Genomic DNA, 18372 nt, shown 5'->3' on the forward strand with positions numbered 1-18372 from the left:
TCCGGATCACCTCGATGGCGCTTCCATTATTACATTCATTAAACGCGTCCGCAGCTATGACAAGTAAATTTGCCTTTTGTTCGCTCGTAAATCATCGATTGTTGATTGCCCAGCGCTAACAAAATCGTGATGACTGTTCGCACCGTTGGTGCCGGGTCGATAATCTCGTCCAGCATTTCCTCACGATTTGAACGGGCATTCGGTCCGCGAGGTCGTGCCACGATCGAACGCGGTCCAGGCAGATCCCTCAACCCGCGTGATGGTGTCTGCGGTTTCCGGAGGGTCGCGTGCGTCTGTACGCTGCAGCAGGGAACGGCGCGGCCTGTGCCGTCCCCCGTTCTGTCGCGCCACGGCTGCACGACGCGCAGTCGAGCCATACGCGAAGCCCCGTGACCTGCACGGGCTGTTTGTGTACCTCCCACCGCAGCTAGGAGTGGGTGTGCATGGACCGGACACGACGCCTTCTGCGATCGCTGACCAAGGATGCCCGCCTCGTCGAGGTCGGACCGAGCTTCAACCCGCTCGCGCCGAAGCGGGACGGCTGGAACACCTTCGTCATCGATCACGCGTCCCGCGACAATCTCGTGGCCAAGTACACGGCCCACGAGGGCGTCGACACGGCCCGGATCGAGGAGGTGGATTTCGTCTGGCAGGGCGGCTCCCTGGCGGATGCGGTGCCCGTCGATCAGCACGGCACGTTCGACGCCTTCATCGCCAGCCACGTCATCGAGCACACCACCGACGTGGTCACCTTCCTCAAGGCCGCCGAGACGCTGATCCGGCCGGACGGGGTCGTCATCCTCGCGGTGCCGGACAAGCGGAAGTGTTTCGACTTCTATCGCCATCCCTCCAGCACGGGCGATGCCCTGGCCGCCTTCCTGGAGAAGCGCTCCCGCCACGACGCCCGCACCCACTTCGAGGCCGTGATGCGGACGGTCCACAAGGGCGGCGCACCGGGCTGGCGTGTCGACGATGTCCGGGAGGGTGTCCTCTCCATGCCGTTCGATCAGGCGCAGGCGCAGCTCGGCCTCGCCGCGCGGCCGGAATACGTCGACGCCCACAACTGGATCTTCGTGCCGTCGAGCTTCCGACTGATGCTTCTGGAACTGGCGGCGATGGGCCACCTGGATCTGCGCGTCGAGGAGATCGCCGAGGCGGAAGCCACGGAGTTCTACGCCTGGCTGCGCAAGGGCAGGGAGCCGATCGGGGCCGCCGAACTCCAAGTCGCGCGCAGGAACCTGATGGATCTGACGATCCTGGAACTGTCACAGCAGTTGAGACAGCTGCCGGCCGCGCTGGACAGCCGGGACCATCCGGCAGCCCCGTTCTTCGACCAGATCAAGGAGGCGGATTTCCGCGTGGAGGCGATGCAGATCGTCCTGTCCGCCGTTCTGGCCAGCACCGGCTGGGGCGGCCTTGATCGCAGGAAGTTCAGGACCCTGATCGCCGAAGCGAGCCGGTCGATCCCCGATGACGGTCCCGCCGCCGTGCAGCACGTCGTCCTGCTGGAGGAAGCGCGCAAGGTTCTGGGCTCCGAAGAGTAGCGACGGCTCGTCGAGGGACGCGGCGGATCTGCGGTCGCGCCCGGATACGGGATTGTTTCAAGCCTTGATCCGACGGGCGATCCGCGGCCGTCCCGCTTTCCCCCGGCCGATCGCCGCGCCGGCCCGACGATCCCGAAGAGCGTGGCCACCGACGGCGCGCCTTCGCCGGTCCCGCGGTCTCCGGCCGGTGCGCAGGCCGGCTCGTAGGGCGGTCGCCCCCGCCCTACGAGCCGGCCAGAGCGCGCCCCTTAGCTGACCATGAGCTTGCGCGCGAACAGCGCCGCCGCGAACAGCACGGCCGAGCCCGCGGTGATCAGGCTGATCATCAGGGTTCTCCGCGGCTCGGTGGAGGATTCCGCCTTCACAGGCACGACGACCGGGCTGAGATACTCGACCTGACGCGCCGCGATGATGCGCGCGTGCTCGTTGGCCTTGCGCACCGACTCGTAATATTTTTCCGCGCTCTTCCGCTCGGTCTCGAGGGCCTCGAACTGCGTGAGCGCGCTCGAGAGCTGGCGCTTCTGCTCCGGCGCGGCGCCGGCGCTTTCCCGCTGGAGGCGCGCGATATTGGCATCGAGATCGGCGATCTGCTGCTTGATGTCGATGATATTGCGGGCGGCCGGGCCGAGATCGCGCTGCCCGACCGCGAGCTGGACCGCGAGGTTCACCCGCGTGTTGCGCAGTTGCGCGATCGTGGCGAGATTGGCCTCATTGGATTTCACGGCGTCGAGTACGCCCGCCCGGTTGCGCAGATCGGTCAGGGCCGCGCTGATCGTGCGAACGCGCTCCTCGGCGCGCGTCAGCTCGCGCGCGCTCTCGGCGACGGCATCCTCACGCGCCCGGGCACTGAGGCCATTCACCATCGCGTCGGCGGCCTTCAGGATGGCCTGGGTGATGGCCAGCGACTCGCCCGGATCGAACGCCTCGACCGAGAGCCACATGATCCCTGAGGTCGAATCGACATCGACAGCCACCCGGTGGCGCCAGTAGCGCAGGCGCTTCTCGATGGGCTTATCGGGGTTGAGGCGGGAGAAGTAGTCGATGCTGTCGCGGCTGAACCAGTCACGGACGGGCAGCTCAGCCTCGATCGCCTCCAGCAACGGCCGGCTGTGGACATATTCCAGCGTGATCAGGCTGTCCTGGGCGATCGTCGAGCTCACGGTGCCGGCATTGGTCCCCACTTCGTCCGGCGCGGCCTTCTCGGCCGAGCCGACCGCCGGCCGGATCGCGAACTGGGTCTCGGTGACGTATCGATCGGAGACGATGAGGCCGTAATACAGGGCGCCGAGCGCGACCGGCAGCACGAAGCAGATCACGAACAGGATCGGCATCCACGGGTCGTCCTTGACGTGGCTCTGATAGGACCGGACACCTTTCTTCCGGTCCATCACGCTCGTCAGGCGCGTGAACTGCTGCAGCGCGTCGGTGATCGCCCGCTGCCGGTCCGAGACCTTGAGCGGCTTACCCCCGGTTTGCCGGATCTCCATGTTCATCGTCTGCTTCCCGGCTTCAGCGGCTTCGGACGGGGTCGCGGACCCGCTCGGCCCGCGATCATGGCGGCGCCGAGGCCTGCGAAGCCTCTCACACCGCCAGACGGCAAAAGCATGTCCGTGGGGGTCCCGGCGCCGCGGCCCGGGATGGCCGGGGACTGGCCAACAGGAGGAAGCCCCCAAGTTTGGCCACCTTCGCGCGCTAGCGCGGCGCCGAGGGCCGTCGATGGCCTGCCGTGTGTCGGGAGAGCGGTCCCCGTGATCCGTTTCGAGAAAGTCACCAAGATCTACCGGACCAACGGTCACCCGCGCATCATCCTCGACCAGGCGTCGTTCACCCTGAAGCCGGGCATCTCCTACGGCATCCTCGGCATCAACGGCGCCGGCAAGTCGACCACGATGCGCCTCATCGCCGGGACCGAGGACGCCTCGAGGGGGAAGATCCGCCGCGACCGGCGCGTTTCCTGGCCGCTCGGCTTCGCGGGCGGCTTCCATCCGAAGATGACGGGGCGCGACAACGTCATGTTCGTCGCCCGGATCTACGGGGAGGACCCCCGCAAGGTGCTCGATTTCGTCGAGGATTTCTCGGAACTCGGCAGCTACCTCGAGGCGCCGATCTACACCTACTCGTCGGGCATGGGCGCGCGCCTCGCCTTCGGCATGAGCATGGCGATCCCGTTCGACTGCTACCTGATCGACGAGATCACCTCGGTGGGCGACGCCCGCTTCTCCAAGCGCTGCGACGAGGTCTTCGCCCAGCGCTGCAAGAACGCCGACATCATCATGATCTCGCACTCGATGGAGACGATCCGCCAGTGGTGCACCCACGGCCTCGTCCTGCTCAACGGGCGCGCAATCGTCTACGAGGACGTCGACGACGCGATCGAGGTGTACAAGCGGCTCAACGCCTGACGGCCCCGTCCGGGGCGGCCGGTCGTTCGTGGGCCGCCACGGGGTCACACGCCGGGAGCCGCGGCGCGCGCCTGCGCGGCGCAAAGGCCTCCGCCGGAACAGGGGCAGCCACCGCCCGCACCGCCATCCGTGATCGTCCGGGCGTTGTGATGGCGCACGATTCGCGGCATCAATCGCCGCGGGGCGCGTCGCTGCGCCGGGGGGTCAGCGGGAACGCCGTGAGCAGTCTGAAATTCGGCACGAGTGGCTTGCGGGGTCTCGTGACCGATCTCGTCGGTGGGCCGAGCTACCGCTATGCCTGCGCGTTCTTCCGGTCGGTCCCTGCGGGGGAGGGCGGTCGCACAGTCGTGATCGGGCGCGACCTGCGCGACAGCTCCCCGGGCATCGCCGCGACGGTGGCGACCGCCGCCGCAGCGTGCGGTTTCGCGGCGGTCGATTGCGGCGCCCTGCCGACCCCGGCCCTCGCCCTCGAAGCGATGCGGCGCGGTGCCCACGCGGTGATGGTCACGGGTAGCCACATCCCCGAGGACCGCAACGGCCTGAAGTTCTACCGCCCTGACGGCGAGATCACCAAGACCGACGAGGCCGCCATCCTCGCCGCCCTGGAGGCGGTCGCGGACACCGGTGCGGCGACGGCAACGCCGGCCCCCGCCACGCCGGAGCCCGACGCCATCGCGCGCTACCGTCGACGCTACGGCGAGGCCTTCGTACCCGAGATCCTGAAGGGTTTGCGGATCGCGGTCTATCAGCAGAGTTCGGTCGCGCGCGACCTCCTGACGGACCTGCTCGGCCAGTTCGGGGCGGCGGTGACGCCGATCGGCCGATCGCAGACCTTCGTCCCCATCGATACCGAGGCGCATCGGCCCGAGGACATCGCCTTCATCCGCGACGTCATGGCTTCCGGCGCGTTCGACGCGCTCGTGACCACCGACGGGGACGCCGACCGCCCCCTCATCGCGGACGGTACCGGCCGGATCCTGCGCGGCGACGTGCTCGGCCTCATCACCGCCCGGTTCCTCGGCGCCGACACGGTCGTGGTCCCGGTCACCGCCGGCTCGGCCCTCGAGCAGTCCGGCGGCTTCAAGAAGGTGGTGCGCACCAAGGTCGGCTCCCCCTTCGTCATCGCCGGCATGGAACAGGCGCAGCGGGCCGGGGCCGGTCCTGTCGTCGGCTTCGAGGCGAATGGAGGCTTCCTGCTCGGATCGGACGTCACGATCGGCGGCCGGGTGCTTCCGGCCCTGCCGACGCGGGACGCCCTGCTGCCGATCCTGGCCACGCTGGCCGCGGCGCGGGCCGCGGGCCGCTCCCTGGCCGAACTGGTCCTGTCGCTCGATGCCGGGGAGATGGCGAGCGACCGGCTCCCCAACACGCCGTCGGAGCGCAGCGGCGCATTCCTGGATCGCCTCCGCGACGAAGGGTTTCGCATCGCCTTCCTGAGGCCGGTGGGTTCGCCGGGTTCGGTCGATCAGCAGGACGGCATCAGGATCGAACTCGACGGCGGGCGGACCATCCACTTCCGCGCCTCCGGCAACGCGCCTGAGCTGCGCTGCTACGCGGAAGCCAAGTCGGCGCAGGAGGCTCAGGATCTCGTCCGGTGGGGGCTGACGGCAGCCGCCGCAGCCATGGTGGAGCAGGCCGGCCCAGCGTGAGATCAGCGCGACGCAGCCCAAGCCACGACGCGCGGTAGGCGGCGCGCATCGCCGCCGATCCGTGCGCCGGCTCACGCCAGCGACACGTCGGTCTCTGCCAGGTCGGTCCACGGATCGGCCGGACCCTTGATCGAGCGGCCGCGGACGTCGCGCCATCGCGGCGTTATCCGATCAGCGGACATTCGGCTCGCGCGTTCGACAGCCACCGCGCAGGCGGATCTCCGCTTTAACGAAGGCCGGGAGCCCCACCTTGGTCGGCGGCGACGTGGACACTCACAGCTCTCGGGGAAGCGGCTGGACAGATCGGACACGGCGGATTCATGCGCTCCCTGGTGCGCCCGCGAGCGTCCACTGCCCCGCCAGAGCGACCTGCACATTCCACCCGCGATCAGTATCTCAGTCCAGACCTCGAATAATGCTTCATGCGTATTTAGTTCGTCACCTATATTATAATTAAATCAGAGCATCTCAGTAAATACGCGTTATATCTTTCAATATAACAACTATACCGCGCAGTATATCAGAACTATTGGGAGCGTCGCTATGGCCAATCCGCGACTTCGATGAACGAATTCTTCATCTTGCATAGGCAAGACCGGGTTGCGGTCGAAGCGTATCGGCGGTTACCGCACCATTCGGCTTGCATGAGCCCGGCCGCAAGTCCACGATGCCGCCCGGAGTCTCGTGCCGAACGGCGAGGCGCGCTCATCTCAGGCGGGACCGCGTCGGACGAATCCGTTTCCGGAACAGGGGATCATGATCGGGAGCTATAGCGGCATTCGTGTCCTCGTCACGGGCCACACCGGCTTCAAGGGCGCGTGGCTCGCCTCATGGCTCCTGGCGGATGGCGCCGAAGTCATGGGCCTGGCCCTTGCCCCTGAGCCAGGACGGCCGAATCTGTTCGAGGCGCTCGATCTCGCGTCCCGCATGGGCTGCGTGATGGCCGACATCCGCGATCCGCAGGTCGTTCAGGACGCCGTCGCGGCGTTTCGCCCGCAGATCGTGTTCCACCTCGCGGCCCAGGCGCTGGTGCGCCGCTCCTACGCGGATCCGCTCGGCACCTTCGCGGTCAACGTGATGGGTACCGCGCACGTGCTCGAGGCGGCGCGCAGCGTCGAATCGGTGCGCGCCTTCGTCTGTGTCACGTCCGACAAATGCTACGAGAACCGGGAATGGGTCTGGGGCTATCGCGAGAACGATCCGCTTGGTGGCAAGGATCCCTACAGCGCCAGCAAGGCGGCGGCCGAGATCGTGGCGGCGAGCTACCGCCAAGCCCTGGCGCCCGGGCGGCTGCGGATCGCGACGGCGCGCGGCGGCAACGTCATCGGAGGCGGTGACTGGTCGCAGGATCGCCTCGTACCCGATCTGGTCCGGGCTATCGAGACGGGGGAGCCGCTCGTGCTGCGCAATCCCGGTGCGATCCGACCCTGGCAGCACGTCCTCGAACTGGTCCGTGGCTATCTGATGCTGGGCGACCGGTTGCTCGCGGGCGACGACGGCGCCGCCGGCGCCTGGAACTTCGGTCCGGCCCGAGAAAGCGAGGTCGCCGTCGGACGCTTGGTCGAGGAGGCGCTCGGCGTCTGGGGCAAGGAGAGGACGGACCTTCGGGTCCAGCCTTCGGAGCTGGCTGAAGCCGGTATCCTGAAGCTCGACACCGCCAAGGCCGACGCACGGCTCGGCTGGCGGCCTATGCTGGGCTTCAGCGACAGCGTCCGCCTGACCATGGACTGGTATCGGCGCCACAGCGCGGGCGCCGTGCGGGCGCGCGACCTCGTCGATGAACAGATCAGCGCCTATCGGCGTCTCTGCAAACCCGGACCCGACGCTTCAGGCGATCGCGGCCTGAATAGCTCCACACAAGCTTGGGCGTTGTAGGGTTTTGCGTCGGCGCTGCTCAGACGGCTCGGCACCATTGAGGCCGGCCATAGGCCAGACGGATCGGCGGTCCGCGCCCGACGCGTTGGATCGGGCGCGGGTTCGATCCGGCGTTCGGGGAGATCGGACGTGAAGGTCGTCATTCTTGCAGGCGGGCGCGGCTCGCGCCTGGCCGAAGAAACCGTTCTGCGGCCGAAGCCGCTCGTCGAGATCGGCGACAAGCCGATCCTCTGGCATATCATGAGCATCTACGCGCATCACGGTTTCAAGGACTTCATCATCTGCGCCGGTTACAAGGGTTTCCAGATCAAGGAGTATTTCCTGAATCTGATCCTCCATCACAGCGACATCACGGTCGATCTCGCGAGCAACAGCGCGATCTACCATCAGGGCGACGTGCCGGACTGGCGCGTCAGCGTCATCGACACCGGCATCGACACCATGACGGGCGGCCGCCTCAGGCGGATCCGGCCCTATCTGGAGCCCGGCGAGACCTTCTGCATGACCTACGGCGACAGCGTCGGCGACATCGATGTTGCCACGGAGGTGGCGTTCCATCGGGCCCAGGGCCGTATGGCCACGATGTGCGCGGTCGCCGCGCCCGGGCGCTTCGGCTCCGCCGTGGTCGAGGGTGACCGGGTCGCCGCCTTCGTCGAGAAGCCGACAGCCGACAGTCAGCGCATTAACGGCGGCTTCTTCGTGCTGCAGCCGGAGGTCCTGGACTTGATCGAAGACGATCACACGGTCTGGGAGGCGGGGCCGCTGGAGTGGCTGACCGAGAACAACCAGCTCTCGGCTTACCGCCACGACGGGTTCTGGCGCCCCATGGACACGCTGCGGGAGCGCATCCAGCTCGAGGATCTATGGAATTCTGGTCACGCGCCCTGGAAGATCTGGGCATGAGCGGACCAGCCCTGCAGCGCTCCGTCGAGGCATGCCGCTTCTGCGACGCGCCGTTGCGGCTGCGCTTCTGCGATCTTGGCCAGACGCCGCTGGCGAACGCTTTCGTGCCGCCGGAGCGCGCCACCGAGCCGGATCCGCACTATCCGCTGCGCGTGATGGTCTGTGAGGCCTGCCGCCTCGTCCAGGCTGAGGCGGTCGCCTCGCCGGACGCAATCTTCAGCCACTATGCCTATTTTTCCTCCTACAGCGAAAGCTGGGTCGCCCATGCCGGGCGCTTTGCCGCCATGGCGCAGGCGCGTTTCGGCCTGAGTGCCGCCTCGCAGGTGGTCGAGGTGGCGAGCAACGACGGCTACCTGCTGCGCCACTTCCTGGCGGCGGGCATTCCCGTGCTCGGCGTCGAGCCCGCCGCGAACGTCGCCGCCGCAGCGACCGCCGCCGGTGTCCCGACATTGGTCCGGTTCTTCGGCCGGGGGACGGCGGACGAGCTGGTGATGGAGGGCCGGGCCGCCGACCTCGTCGTGGCCAACAACGTGCTGGCCCACGTGCCCGACATCAACGATTTCGTGGCCGGGCTGGCGCACCTTGTGAAGCCCGACGGCGTCATCAGCATCGAGGTCCCGCATCTGCTGCGGCTGATCGCGGAGGCCCAGTTCGACACGATCTACCACGAGCACTTCTACTACCTGTCCCTACTGGCAGTGGAGCGCGTCTTCGCGGCGCACGGTCTGCGGGTGTTCGACGTCGAGGAATGGTCGACCCACGGCGGCAGCCTGCGCATCCTCGCCTGCCGCAACGGCTCGGGGATGCACCCATCGGGCCCGGGCCTCGCCCGGGTCCGGGCCGAGGAAGCCGCCGCGGGCCTCGACACCGATGGCCCCTACGAACGCTTCCAGGGGCGGGTCGCGCCGATCCGCGACGGGCTCCTGGCCTTCCTGCGCTCTGCCAGGACGGAGGGCCGCAGCGTGGCCGCCTACGGTGCGGCCGCCAAGGGCAACACCCTGCTCAACGTCTGCGGTGTCACGCGGGATCTCATCGCCTACGTGGTCGACCGGAACCCGCACAAGCAGGGCCTGCTCCTGCCCGGCAGCCGCCTGCCGATCCACCCGCCGGAACGCCTGCGCGAGACCCGGCCCGATTACGTGCTCATCCTGCCCTGGAACATCCGCGACGAGGTCGTGGCCTCCATCCCGGAGGTGCGCGCGTGGGGCGGCCGCTTCGTCATCCCGGTGCCCGAACTGACGGTGCTGCCGTAATGGACGCCGGGATGGCCCCGAGGATGCCATGAGGATCATCCCGACCGAGATTGCGGGCGTGATGCGGATCGAGCTCGAGCCCATCGCCGACGACCGCGGCCTCTTCGCCCGGACCTTCTGCGCCGAGGCCTTCGCGGCCCACGGCCTCGCCACGCACTTCCCGCACATGAACCTGTCTTGGAACAGGCGGGCCCGGACGCTGCGGGGCCTGCACGTCCAGGCGGCACCGCGGGCGGAGGCGAAGCTGATCCGGGCGACGCGCGGGCGGGCCTACGATGTGGCGGTCGACCTGCGCCAAGATTCGCCGAGCTTCCGCCGCTGGACCGCCGTGGAACTCGACGCCGATCGCCGCAACGCCGTCTACATTCCGGAGGGCTGCGCGCACGGCTTCCTGACGTTGGGGGACGATTGCGAACTCCTCTACCTGATGTCCGAGGTCTACGACGCAGGTCTTGCCCGCGTTGCCCGCTGGAACGATCCGGCTTTCGGCATCCGCTGGCCCGCGACGCCCGACGTCATCGCCCCGCGCGATGCCGAGGCGCCCGACTTCCTCGACTGAGAACCGCCCTCGCCGGAATTTGCGGTTCCGGCCAAGCTTCCGAGATCGATGCCGTGTCCGAGATCCTGCTCAGTATCTGCATCCCGACCTACAACCGGGCCGACTTCCTCGACTATCTCCTGAAGCAGGCCGCAGCGAGCTGGAGCTTCCCGTTCGCCTACGAGATCGTCATCTCGGACAACGCCTCGACGGATGACACCGAGGCGGTGGTGCGGCGGCACGCCGATCTCGGCCTGCCGATCCGCTACTTCCGGCAAAGGGAGAACATGGGCGGCGGCCCGAACGTCCTCACCGTCTATCACCGTGCCCAGGGGCGCTACGTCATCTACCTCGCCGACGACGACCTCCTCATCCCCGAGGCGATTACGGAAGCCCTGAACTTCCTGCGATCCAACCCTGAGATCTGTGCCCTCTACGCCCCCTGGCAGCTCTACGACGATATCGACAAGCAGTCGCGCGGCAACTTCTTCGAGATCGGGCAGGATGCCGTGTACGGCCCGGGGCAGGAGGAGGACGTCTTCAACCTGATCGTCGGGCGCCACATCTTCCCGGAAATCGTGATCTTCCGCGCCGACGCGGCGCGTCGCATCCTTACTTGGCCGCGGTTCTGTTTCTATCCGTTCGTCTTCCTCGCCGACAACCTGGCTCTTGGCCCGATCGCCTTCCGGCGGCGCCCCTTCTACAGGTCGGTGCTCAGGTCGCCGGTCCGTCCGAGCCGGGGACAAGCCGGAATCGACCAGGCGATGACCGATTGGGACAACTACCGGGGCGGCCTCGAATACTTCCTTCATGCCATGCTGCGCCGCCGCGGCGCCACGCTGAAGGTCGAGAGCCGCCCCGCCGTCCGGGACATGATGGATGGCTTCATCGTCGAGCGGATGCGCGTCGCGGCCCGGCTCTGGATCGAGCGCGGCCATTATCTGAACGCCTACGATCTGGTCTGCCGGCTGAACCTGCAAAACCCGGCATACATCCAGAACATCCCCGGGCTCGATCGCCTCCCGCTCCTTGTGATCATGCAGAAGCTGGCCCACTTCGCCAACACGGTGGGGGGCATCGACCGCTTGGACCTCGTCGGGGTCGAGCAGACCGAACACCTCATGCCGCTGCTGCGCCACGTGGGGCTGGAGGAGCGCATCACCCTCGCCGCGAGCGCCGCCCCGCCGCAAGACGCGCCCCGGGACAGCACGATCCTGTTCATCGCCCGGGAGGCGGATCGGAACACTTGCTTGGAACTCGGCTACCTTCCGAATCTCGTGGTCAGCGAGACTGAACTCACCGCCACCCTCTACCTTCCGGCCTAGCGCGGCATCGGCGCCCCACCATCCTCCAAAGGCAGCAGACCGATGATCATCGCGCCGCAGCGCATCCCCGTGGCGGGGCCGTCCATCACCGATCGGGAGGCGGAGCTGGCCGCGGAGGCCGCCCGGACCGCCTGGTACGGCAATCACTACGCCTACAACGACCGATTCGAACGCATGCTCGCCGACTATGTCGGCGTACGCCACGCGATCAGCGTCCCGCACGCCACCGCCGCCCTGCACCTGATCCTGGCGGCGCTGGGGATCGGTGCGGGTGACGAGGTCATCGTCCCCGACGTGACCTGGATCGCCTCCGTGGCGCCGGTCACCTACGTGGGCGCGGAGCCCGTCCTCGTCGACATCCGTCCGGACACGTGGTGCCTCGATCCGGCGGCGGTCGAGGCGGCGATCGGCCCGCGCACCAAGGCGATCCTCGGCGTCGATCTCTACGGGTCCCTGTGCGACTGGGAGGCTCTGCGGGCTCTCGCGCGCCGCCATGGGCTCCACCTCATCGAGGATGCGGCCGAGGCGATCGGCTCGCGCCACGACGGACGTCAGGCCGGCAGCTTCGGCGACGCGGCCGCGTTCAGTTTCCACGGCTCGAAGACGGTGGCGACGGGCGAGGGCGGCATGCTCGTCACCGACGATGATGACCTGGCCGCCCGCGTTCTCCGCCTGCGCGACCACGGCCGCGCCCCCGGCGACCGGTTCTTTCTCAACACGGAGATCGCGTTCAAGTACCGCATGAACGCGGTGACGGCCGCACTCGGCGTCGCGCAGATGGAGCGCATCGACGCGCTCATCGCCTACAAGCGCCGTCTGTTCGGCTGGTACAAGGCGCGCCTCGGCGGTCTCGCGGGCGTCACGCTCAATGCCGAGCCGCCGGGCATCGAGAACTCCTTCTGGATGAACACGATCATCATCGACGAGACCTTCGGCCTCGACAAGTTCGCCCTGATGGCGGAGTTCGACCGGCGCAACATCGACACGCGCCCGTTCTTCTCACCGCTCTCCGGGCTTCCGGCCTTCCAGGAACGCCGCGAGGCAACGCGGTTCGTGCGTCCGGAGGATGCCGGCCAGCGTATCGCCAGGCGCGGCCTCAACCTGCCCTCCGGCTACGCCATGACCGAGGAGACGGTCGGGACGGTCTGTGCCGCGCTCGCCGAGATTCTGGGACTGGCCACGACGTACGCTGGCGCGGACACAGGACAGCACGCCGACAGCCACGCAGGGAAGGGGGCAGAGCCATGACCACAGACGACCGGACAGCGTTCGAGGACCACAAACGCGCGATGTGCCTCGCGCTCGGTCGCGACCAAGCCGTCTTCACGCAGACCGTCGAGGCGCTGCTCGCGGTGGATGCCTACGATTACACCTATCTCTGGAGCTTCCTCGGGCTGCCGATCATCCAGCACCCCGCCGACGTCATGGCGACGCAGGAGGTGATCTGGGCCACGAAGCCCGACGTGATCATCGAGACCGGCGTCGCCCGGGGCGGCTCGGTCATCTTTATGGCCGCGATGCTGCAGCTCATCGGCAAGGGCAAAGTCATCGGCGTCGACATCGACATCCGGGCGCACAACCGTGCGGCGATCGAGACGCATCCGATGGCCGGGCGCGTCGAACTGATCGAAGGGCCTGCCACGGCCGACGACACGCTGCGGCGGGTGCGCGAGGCCATACCGGCAGGCGCTTCGGTCATGGTGGTCCTCGACAGCGATCACAGCCGCGATCACGTGCTGGACGAGTTGCGCACCTACGGTCCCCTGGTGACGCCAGGTCAGTACCTCGTGGTGGCCGACACAGTGCTCGGCCATCTCGAGGCTTCCCAGACGCCGCGCAAGCGCTCCAAGATCTGGCATCCGGGAAACGAACCACGCGCGGCGTTGCAGGCCTACCTTGATGAGACGGATCGCTTCGAACCCGATCCGACCATTAACGGAAAACTCGTGTTCTCCAGCTCTCCCGGCGGATACCTGATCCGGAAACAAGATTAATCTACTCCAATCGACCGAATATCGCTCACAACGGCGTCGGATTATCGTCGATGAAAACGTCTCAAGCATTCAGCGCGCAGCCATGACCCCGGCCTGCAAACCCATTTGCTGGTCAAGGCGATCTGCGTAACGGGGCCTCAGGCGCGCGGGGATGAGTATACGGAGCGGACGACCCAAATGATGGATCGTCTCGCCCGATCGATCACAATGACTTCGGAAGAAGGCTCACGACGGGCGGCCTGTTCCGATGCTTCGGCGCTTCGGGCCGCCTTCGCGTCCGGTCCAGATGCCGAAGTGGCTGCCCCATCCGGCTCGCGTGATCGGACCGGTTGCGTGTGGTGCAGCCGGCCTAAGGCGAGATGGCCCAAGGTCCCCTCCTGATGTGACTGCCCGGCGCGCCGCTTCCGCCCGAGGGATCTGGAGCGATACCGTCGTGTATGCGCTTCGACGAGCAGGGATCGACAAAGCCAATTCTGCAGGATCGAGGCGGCGAGGAACCGATGTCGACATCTCCAGAAGGAAATTTCGTGGCGCGCCTGAAATGCGGCGCCGTGCCGTGGAATCCTTATCGGATCTTGTCCCCGGCCGGCGAGAGGATCGGTGAACTTTGTCTTATCACCCGCGACATCGCCTCGGAACATGACACCGTGGCAATGCTTTGCAAGTGGCGCTCGAATCACAGGGATCGATTTCTTACAGTCTTCAATCCGACCCTAGACTCGACCAAGCGATATCTTCAAACCATATACCTTCCCGACAACACCCGCGTGTTGTTCCTGCTGAAGGAGTACGACAGGTTCGTGGGAAATTTCGGTCTCGCACATATATCAGGCGAATCCGCCGAGCTCGATAACGTCATACGCAGCGAAGATGTGAAACATAAATTTTTCATGCAGCATGCCCAGCTTGCATTGATCGGCTGGGCATCCGAGTCCATGAGCATCAAGAAATTTTACCTGCATGTCCTGTCCGAAAACGTGAAGGCGATCAGGCACTATGAACGCGTCGGATTCGGCGCAGTCTCCTCCACACCACTTCGAAGACAGAATTTCGATGACGGCTATAAACTCATTCCCGATCCAGAAGCGTCGAGATCAGATCTTGCTTTGCTTCGGATGGAGTTAAATATTTAAACCAACCCTAGCCGAACCGCAGCGCGTCTGTGAGATTTACAAGGCCGTGCATGTCTCGGTGGTCGCTGCGACGGTTCCGCGAGGCGCGCCATGGTCCTGGGGGCCGATCGCAGAAGAGCCGACCTCACCTGTGCACAAATTCGAAAGGCCCGGTGAGAATTACGTTCGCCCCTTAAGCTCACAGCCCCATCTTCAACCCGATCGCGTTCGCCATCCAAGTGCAAGGCCCTGCTCAGCGGGGCCGCGAACGACGATGTCGCGCGGCTCCGGGGATGCGCGAGCGATCCCGCCGTCGTCTGTTTTGGCATCAACAGCTGATCGCTGAGCCAGAGACGAATGGGCGGCCTTCCGTACGGCGCGGCTGCGCCCGGGACAGTGCGATCGCGCGGCCAAGCCTGACGGGTCGACGCCCGTTCAGGCCGCCAGCGCCGGCTGGCCGCTCCGTCCGTTCGCCTGATCCATGATCTCGCTGATCCGCTCACCGACAGCGATGGCGATCGCCGCGGAGGCTTCGCCCTCCAGACCCTGTCGGCAGATCCGGGTGAGCACGTCGGTCACCCGCTGCTCCATGACGTCGAGGATCGCCGCGGCCGCCTGGGGCTGCGCGCTGCGGAGCACGGCCGCGAGATCGCAATAGGCGTCGTGAAGCAGCCGGAGCGTCAGGCGCTCGACAGCTTGCTCATCCTCCGCCGTCAATGCACGCATAGGGCGACTCTCCCGCTGGCCGCCGCGAGCTTCGCCGGAACTCCTTAACGGGACGTAAAGCATCGCGCCGGAGCGCAAGGCTCCGCTAACCCTGGGTGCGGATGCCGGCCGCTCCTGATCACCGGTCAACCGGACCGCACGGGCCTGACCTGCTGCGCCGTGCTGGCGAGGGGCATCGTGATCCGCAGGGAACCCGGCAGGCCCTTATCGTGTCTGACTATCGAATCCCTGACCGCGCGAGCCCCACCATGCGCCGCCTCATCCTCGCCAGCTTCTGCCTGTCGTCGCTGGCCGCGCCCCCGGCCCTGGCACAGGTGCAGCAGCAGGATCCCAACGCCGCGAACCGGTCCCTGGGGACACGCGGCCAGATGCGTTCCCTGCAACAGGAGCAGACGACCCGAAGCGACACGCTGCGGATGGACCTCCAGCGCAATCAGGCCGCGACGCCCGCGCCGAACACCGGTCCGAACGCGATCGGGCCGACCGGCGGGACGGGCGTGACAGGACGCTGAGGACCGTCCCGGATCGTGACGCGGTCCCTTCGGCCCCGTCAGACGTCCGGCAGCCGTCGCCCCTGGACGACCACGCGGGGCCAGCGTTCGAGACCGATCGGCATCAGGACGGCGATCTGATGCGGCACCGCGGCGTCGCCCAGCAGGCTCTTGAGTGAGATCTGGCAGGCATTCTCGATCTCGGCGCGGGTTCGCGCGCCCGACGTCTTGATATCGGCGATCAGAAGGGCCGCGATTTCGTGGGCGAAGGCATCGCCGTCCGACATGCCGAACTCCCGCTCCATGTCGAAGCACGATAGTCTCTTTTGACGGCTCTGAGTATCGGTACAGAATTGGTATCCACACGTCGGTAATGGATACTTTTAATCAAGCCCCCGGCGCCAGCCTGGTCCGAAGCTTCGCGATCCTGCGCGGGGACAGCCCTGCCCGAGGTCGGACGGCGGCCGTCAGATCGTCTCATAGGCGAACAGGACCGCGATCATCGTCAGGCTGACCAAGCCGAGAACGAAGCAAATGTCGGCGCACCGCTCCAGGCGGACCGTGCGGTCACTCTCGGCCTCCAGGCGGATCGACAGGTAGGACGCGATCGCGCCGACCAGGAACAGGATAGCCGTCAGGGCCGCCGCCTCGTCGACGTGGCTGGGGCCGACGCGCCCCTCGACGATCTTCACGAGACCGATCAGGGTGGTGCAGACGCCCACCATCGTCCCCGCGCTCGGCAGGATGTGGCGCGACAGCGCCTCCCCGTCGGATCCGCGGATCTTCCGCCTTTCGGCCATGCGCGCCTCCTAAGCTCCCGTGAGCTCACGTGCCGGCCGATCTTTGACCCATCCGGCTCCGTCCGAGGAGGCTCGACTTGAAGCGCCCGCTGACAACCAGCTTCTCCGCACCGCCGGCCCCGGAGCCTCCGGCCGCGCCCGAGCGGCCGCCGGTCCCGTCCTGGCGCGAGGTCGCCCCGGTCGTGGCCGCCCTCGTCATGACCCTAGAGGCGATCGAGGCCGGGCCGAAGGCGGGGCCGGCGATGCGGGCGCACCGTTCGGCTCTGCGCCGCCAGGGCGAGGCCGCGGCGGCGCTCGGCGGAACCGACGCGATGGACGCCGCGCTGCATCAGGTCGCGGACGCCGACCCCGCCCGCGCCGCGCAGCGGCTCGCCTTCATCCGGGACGCCTGGACGGGGCTGCCCGGCTGGACCCCGTGAGGCCGGGCGCCGGGCTCACCAGCCGCCGTAGAACCGGCGCGGGCCGTCGTAGCCGCCCGGACCGCGCTCATATCCGTATCCGTAGCCGGGCCGGCCGCTGTAGGGCCCCCGCGGGCCGCCCCAGCCCCAGCCGCGCTCATTGGGACGGCAATGCCCCCACGGGTTCGGATGGAAGCCGGGTCCGCAGCCGCCAGCGACACGCTCGATCGGGAGCGCGCCGTCGGGCGGTCCATCGAGCGGTCCGTAGCCGAAGGGCGCCGCTTCCGCCGCCGTGGCGGTGGCGAGACCTGCCGCCAACAGCGCGGCCATTCCGAACGTCCGGGAGCGCATCATCACACGATCTCCTGCCCAATCTGGTCCGAATGTGCCGGACCGGATGAGAGGAGGATGCGACGCCGCCCGTGAACCGGATCCGGACGGTGCGTTCATCGGATCGTCGGGTTCTCGTGCCGGTATCGTTCGGCCAGGGCCATGAGGGCCTGGGCGAGTTCGGTGAGGTTGGCGGAGGCCGCCTCCACCTGCCGCGTGCCGGCCGCGGTCTGCTGGCTGGCCTGCCGGATGTTCTGCAGCGCCCCCATCACCTGCTCGATCCCGAGTTGCTGCTGGTTCGTCGAGGCCACGATCTGCTGGAACGTCTGCACGTTCTCCTCCACCCGCGCGGTGATCTCCTCGATCGTGCGCTGCGTCGTGTCCGAGCGCGTCTTGCCCGCCGCCGCCCGCTTCACCGCCTCCTCCGTCAGCATCACCGACGTGTTGATGCCCCGCTGGATCTCGCCCAGCAGACCCCGCACCTGGCCGGTGGCCGCCTTCGCCTGATCGGCCAGAAGCTTCATCTCGGAGGCCACGACCGCAAAGCTCAGGCCGCTCTCGCCGGCCGCCGCCGCCTCGATGGCCGCGTTCAGCGCCAGCAGGTGCGTGCGCTCCGAGATGTCGTTGACCGTCCCGATGATGTCGCCGATCGTCTGGGTCTTCTCCGACAGGCTGACGATGTTGCCGGCCACCGCCTCCGCCTGCTCGCGGATCGCCTCCATCGCCTTGGCCGTGTCGGAGACCGCCCGCAGGCCCTGGCGCGAGGTCTGGGCGGTCGCCTGGGCGGTGGCGATCACCTCGGTGGCGCGCTTCGAGATCTGCGCGCCCGAGTGCGTGATCTCGTCGACCGTGGCCGCCGTCTCCTGCACGGCCGCGAACTGCTGCTCGACCGAGGCCGCCTGCTCCTGCGCCGAGGCGCGGATCTCGGCCGCCGCCGCGTTCAGGTCGGCCGTCGCCGCCCGGTTGGTCCGCGCAAGGTCCGACAGCCCGGACACCATCGCGTTCAAGGTCCCCGCAAGACGGCCGACCTCG

General features: G+C 67.4%; 19 protein-coding genes. 13 read left to right on the plus strand and 6 right to left on the minus strand.

Features of this window, described 5'->3' with window-relative positions:
• The first annotated feature begins 443 nt into the window (after positions 1-443).
• The gene (locus tag ACLBX9_RS18515) at positions 444-1544 is read left to right on the plus strand and encodes a methyltransferase domain-containing protein (protein WP_010686728.1); all 1101 of its coding nucleotides are present in this window, start codon (positions 444-446) and stop codon (positions 1542-1544) included.
• 248 nt (positions 1545-1792) lie between these two features.
• Here the strand turns inward: ACLBX9_RS18515 and ACLBX9_RS18520 are convergent, their stop codons facing one another.
• The gene (locus ACLBX9_RS18520; protein WP_447719981.1) at positions 1793-3037 is read right to left on the minus strand and encodes a capsule biosynthesis protein; all 1245 of its coding nucleotides are present in this window, start codon (positions 3035-3037) and stop codon (positions 1793-1795) included.
• 255 nt (positions 3038-3292) lie between these two features.
• On the opposite strand from ACLBX9_RS18520, the gene ACLBX9_RS18525 reads away from it, so the two are divergent.
• From ACLBX9_RS18525 to ACLBX9_RS18570, 10 genes are all read left to right on the plus strand, one after another.
• On the plus strand, positions 3293-3946 hold the full coding sequence (locus ACLBX9_RS18525; protein ID WP_010686730.1) for an ABC transporter ATP-binding protein: 654 nt from the start codon (positions 3293-3295) through the stop codon (positions 3944-3946).
• Positions 3947-4164: 218 nt separating this feature from the next.
• On the plus strand, positions 4165-5595 hold the full coding sequence (locus ACLBX9_RS18530; RefSeq protein WP_447719982.1) for a phosphomannomutase: 1431 nt from the start codon (positions 4165-4167) through the stop codon (positions 5593-5595).
• Positions 5596-6351: 756 nt separating this feature from the next.
• Positions 6352-7470 (plus strand): CDP-glucose 4,6-dehydratase, encoded by a 1119-nt coding sequence (gene rfbG / locus ACLBX9_RS18535; protein ID WP_010686732.1) that lies wholly within the window; start codon positions 6352-6354, stop codon positions 7468-7470.
• A 129-nt stretch (positions 7471-7599) separates the two neighbouring features.
• Positions 7600-8373, plus strand: a complete 774-nt coding sequence (gene rfbF, locus ACLBX9_RS18540) for a glucose-1-phosphate cytidylyltransferase (protein ID WP_010686733.1) — start codon at positions 7600-7602, stop codon at positions 8371-8373.
• Positions 8370-9626, plus strand: coding sequence for a methyltransferase domain-containing protein (locus tag ACLBX9_RS18545; protein WP_447719983.1), 1257 nt, complete (start codon positions 8370-8372; stop codon positions 9624-9626). The genes rfbF and ACLBX9_RS18545 overlap by 4 nt, the downstream gene beginning before the upstream one ends.
• A 28-nt stretch (positions 9627-9654) precedes the next feature.
• A complete protein-coding gene (locus ACLBX9_RS18550) occupies positions 9655-10185 on the plus strand; it encodes a dTDP-4-dehydrorhamnose 3,5-epimerase family protein (protein ID WP_447719984.1) in 531 nt (176 codons plus the stop codon).
• Between the two features lie 53 nt (positions 10186-10238).
• On the plus strand, positions 10239-11489 hold the full coding sequence (locus ACLBX9_RS18555; protein WP_010686736.1) for a glycosyltransferase family 2 protein: 1251 nt from the start codon (positions 10239-10241) through the stop codon (positions 11487-11489).
• A gap of 42 nt (positions 11490-11531) precedes the next feature.
• Positions 11532-12737 carry a DegT/DnrJ/EryC1/StrS family aminotransferase gene (locus ACLBX9_RS18560; RefSeq protein ID WP_447719985.1) on the plus strand — a complete coding sequence of 402 codons (1206 nt, stop codon included), beginning with the start codon at positions 11532-11534 and terminating at the stop codon, positions 12735-12737.
• Positions 12734-13483 carry a cephalosporin hydroxylase family protein gene (locus ACLBX9_RS18565; RefSeq protein WP_447719986.1) on the plus strand — a complete coding sequence of 250 codons (750 nt, stop codon included), beginning with the start codon at positions 12734-12736 and terminating at the stop codon, positions 13481-13483. The genes ACLBX9_RS18560 and ACLBX9_RS18565 overlap by 4 nt, the downstream gene beginning before the upstream one ends.
• Positions 13484-13920: 437 nt before the next feature.
• Positions 13921-14616: a GNAT family N-acetyltransferase gene (locus ACLBX9_RS18570; protein WP_447719987.1), complete on the plus strand. Its 696-nt coding sequence runs from the start codon at positions 13921-13923 to the stop codon at positions 14614-14616.
• Positions 14617-15030: 414 nt separating this feature from the next.
• Here the strand turns inward: ACLBX9_RS18570 and ACLBX9_RS18575 are convergent, their stop codons facing one another.
• Complete coding sequence (locus ACLBX9_RS18575; RefSeq protein WP_010686740.1) at positions 15031-15321, minus strand: hypothetical protein; 291 nt, start codon at positions 15319-15321, stop codon at positions 15031-15033.
• A gap of 248 nt (positions 15322-15569) precedes the next feature.
• Between ACLBX9_RS18575 and ACLBX9_RS18580 the strand changes: the two genes are divergently transcribed.
• Entirely contained in the window at positions 15570-15833 is a 264-nt protein-coding gene (locus tag ACLBX9_RS18580; RefSeq protein WP_447719988.1) for a hypothetical protein, read from the plus strand.
• Between the two features lie 38 nt (positions 15834-15871).
• On the opposite strand, the gene ACLBX9_RS18585 is transcribed toward ACLBX9_RS18580, so the two are convergent.
• Together ACLBX9_RS18585 and ACLBX9_RS18590 are read right to left on the minus strand one after the other, a co-directional pair.
• On the minus strand, positions 15872-16099 hold the full coding sequence (locus ACLBX9_RS18585) for a hypothetical protein (RefSeq protein WP_010686742.1): 228 nt from the start codon (positions 16097-16099) through the stop codon (positions 15872-15874).
• Positions 16100-16279: 180 nt separating this feature from the next.
• Positions 16280-16612, minus strand: a complete 333-nt coding sequence (locus ACLBX9_RS18590) for a hypothetical protein (protein WP_010686743.1) — start codon at positions 16610-16612, stop codon at positions 16280-16282.
• 77 nt (positions 16613-16689) lie between these two features.
• On the opposite strand from ACLBX9_RS18590, the gene ACLBX9_RS18595 reads away from it, so the two are divergent.
• On the plus strand, positions 16690-17031 hold the full coding sequence (locus ACLBX9_RS18595) for a hypothetical protein (RefSeq protein ID WP_010686744.1): 342 nt from the start codon (positions 16690-16692) through the stop codon (positions 17029-17031).
• 15 nt (positions 17032-17046) lie between these two features.
• Here the strand turns inward: ACLBX9_RS18595 and ACLBX9_RS18600 are convergent, their stop codons facing one another.
• Positions 17047-17364 carry a GCG_CRPN prefix-to-repeats domain-containing protein gene (locus tag ACLBX9_RS18600; protein WP_010686745.1) on the minus strand — a complete coding sequence of 106 codons (318 nt, stop codon included), beginning with the start codon at positions 17362-17364 and terminating at the stop codon, positions 17047-17049.
• 92 nt (positions 17365-17456) lie between these two features.
• Positions 17457-18372, minus strand: a 916-nt coding sequence (locus ACLBX9_RS18605) for a methyl-accepting chemotaxis protein (RefSeq protein ID WP_447719989.1), incomplete at its 5' end; no start/stop codon positions are given.

Source organism: Methylobacterium sp. A49B, assembly GCF_053346215.1.

What these genes read in the sequence shown, in the direction of transcription:
- ACLBX9_RS18515 (WP_010686728.1), top strand. Translation starts at nt 444, where the DNA reads ATGGACCGGACACGACGCCTTCTGCGATCGCTGACCAAGGATGCCCGC.
- ACLBX9_RS18520 (WP_447719981.1), bottom strand. Translation starts at nt 3,037, where the DNA reads ATGAACATGGAGATCCGGCAAACCGGGGGTAAGCCGCTCAAGGTCTCG.
- rfbG (WP_010686732.1), top strand. Translation starts at nt 6,352, where the DNA reads ATGATCGGGAGCTATAGCGGCATTCGTGTCCTCGTCACGGGCCACACC.
- ACLBX9_RS18545 (WP_447719983.1), top strand. Translation starts at nt 8,370, where the DNA reads ATGAGCGGACCAGCCCTGCAGCGCTCCGTCGAGGCATGCCGCTTCTGC.
- ACLBX9_RS18550 (WP_447719984.1), top strand. Translation starts at nt 9,655, where the DNA reads ATGAGGATCATCCCGACCGAGATTGCGGGCGTGATGCGGATCGAGCTC.
- ACLBX9_RS18560 (WP_447719985.1), top strand. Translation starts at nt 11,532, where the DNA reads ATGATCATCGCGCCGCAGCGCATCCCCGTGGCGGGGCCGTCCATCACC.
- ACLBX9_RS18565 (WP_447719986.1), top strand. Translation starts at nt 12,734, where the DNA reads ATGACCACAGACGACCGGACAGCGTTCGAGGACCACAAACGCGCGATG.
- ACLBX9_RS18570 (WP_447719987.1), top strand. Translation starts at nt 13,921, where the DNA reads ATGCGCTTCGACGAGCAGGGATCGACAAAGCCAATTCTGCAGGATCGA.
- ACLBX9_RS18575 (WP_010686740.1), bottom strand. Translation starts at nt 15,321, where the DNA reads ATGCGTGCATTGACGGCGGAGGATGAGCAAGCTGTCGAGCGCCTGACG.
- ACLBX9_RS18580 (WP_447719988.1), top strand. Translation starts at nt 15,570, where the DNA reads ATGCGCCGCCTCATCCTCGCCAGCTTCTGCCTGTCGTCGCTGGCCGCG.
- ACLBX9_RS18585 (WP_010686742.1), bottom strand. Translation starts at nt 16,099, where the DNA reads ATGTCGGACGGCGATGCCTTCGCCCACGAAATCGCGGCCCTTCTGATC.
- ACLBX9_RS18590 (WP_010686743.1), bottom strand. Translation starts at nt 16,612, where the DNA reads ATGGCCGAAAGGCGGAAGATCCGCGGATCCGACGGGGAGGCGCTGTCG.
- ACLBX9_RS18600 (WP_010686745.1), bottom strand. Translation starts at nt 17,364, where the DNA reads ATGATGCGCTCCCGGACGTTCGGAATGGCCGCGCTGTTGGCGGCAGGT.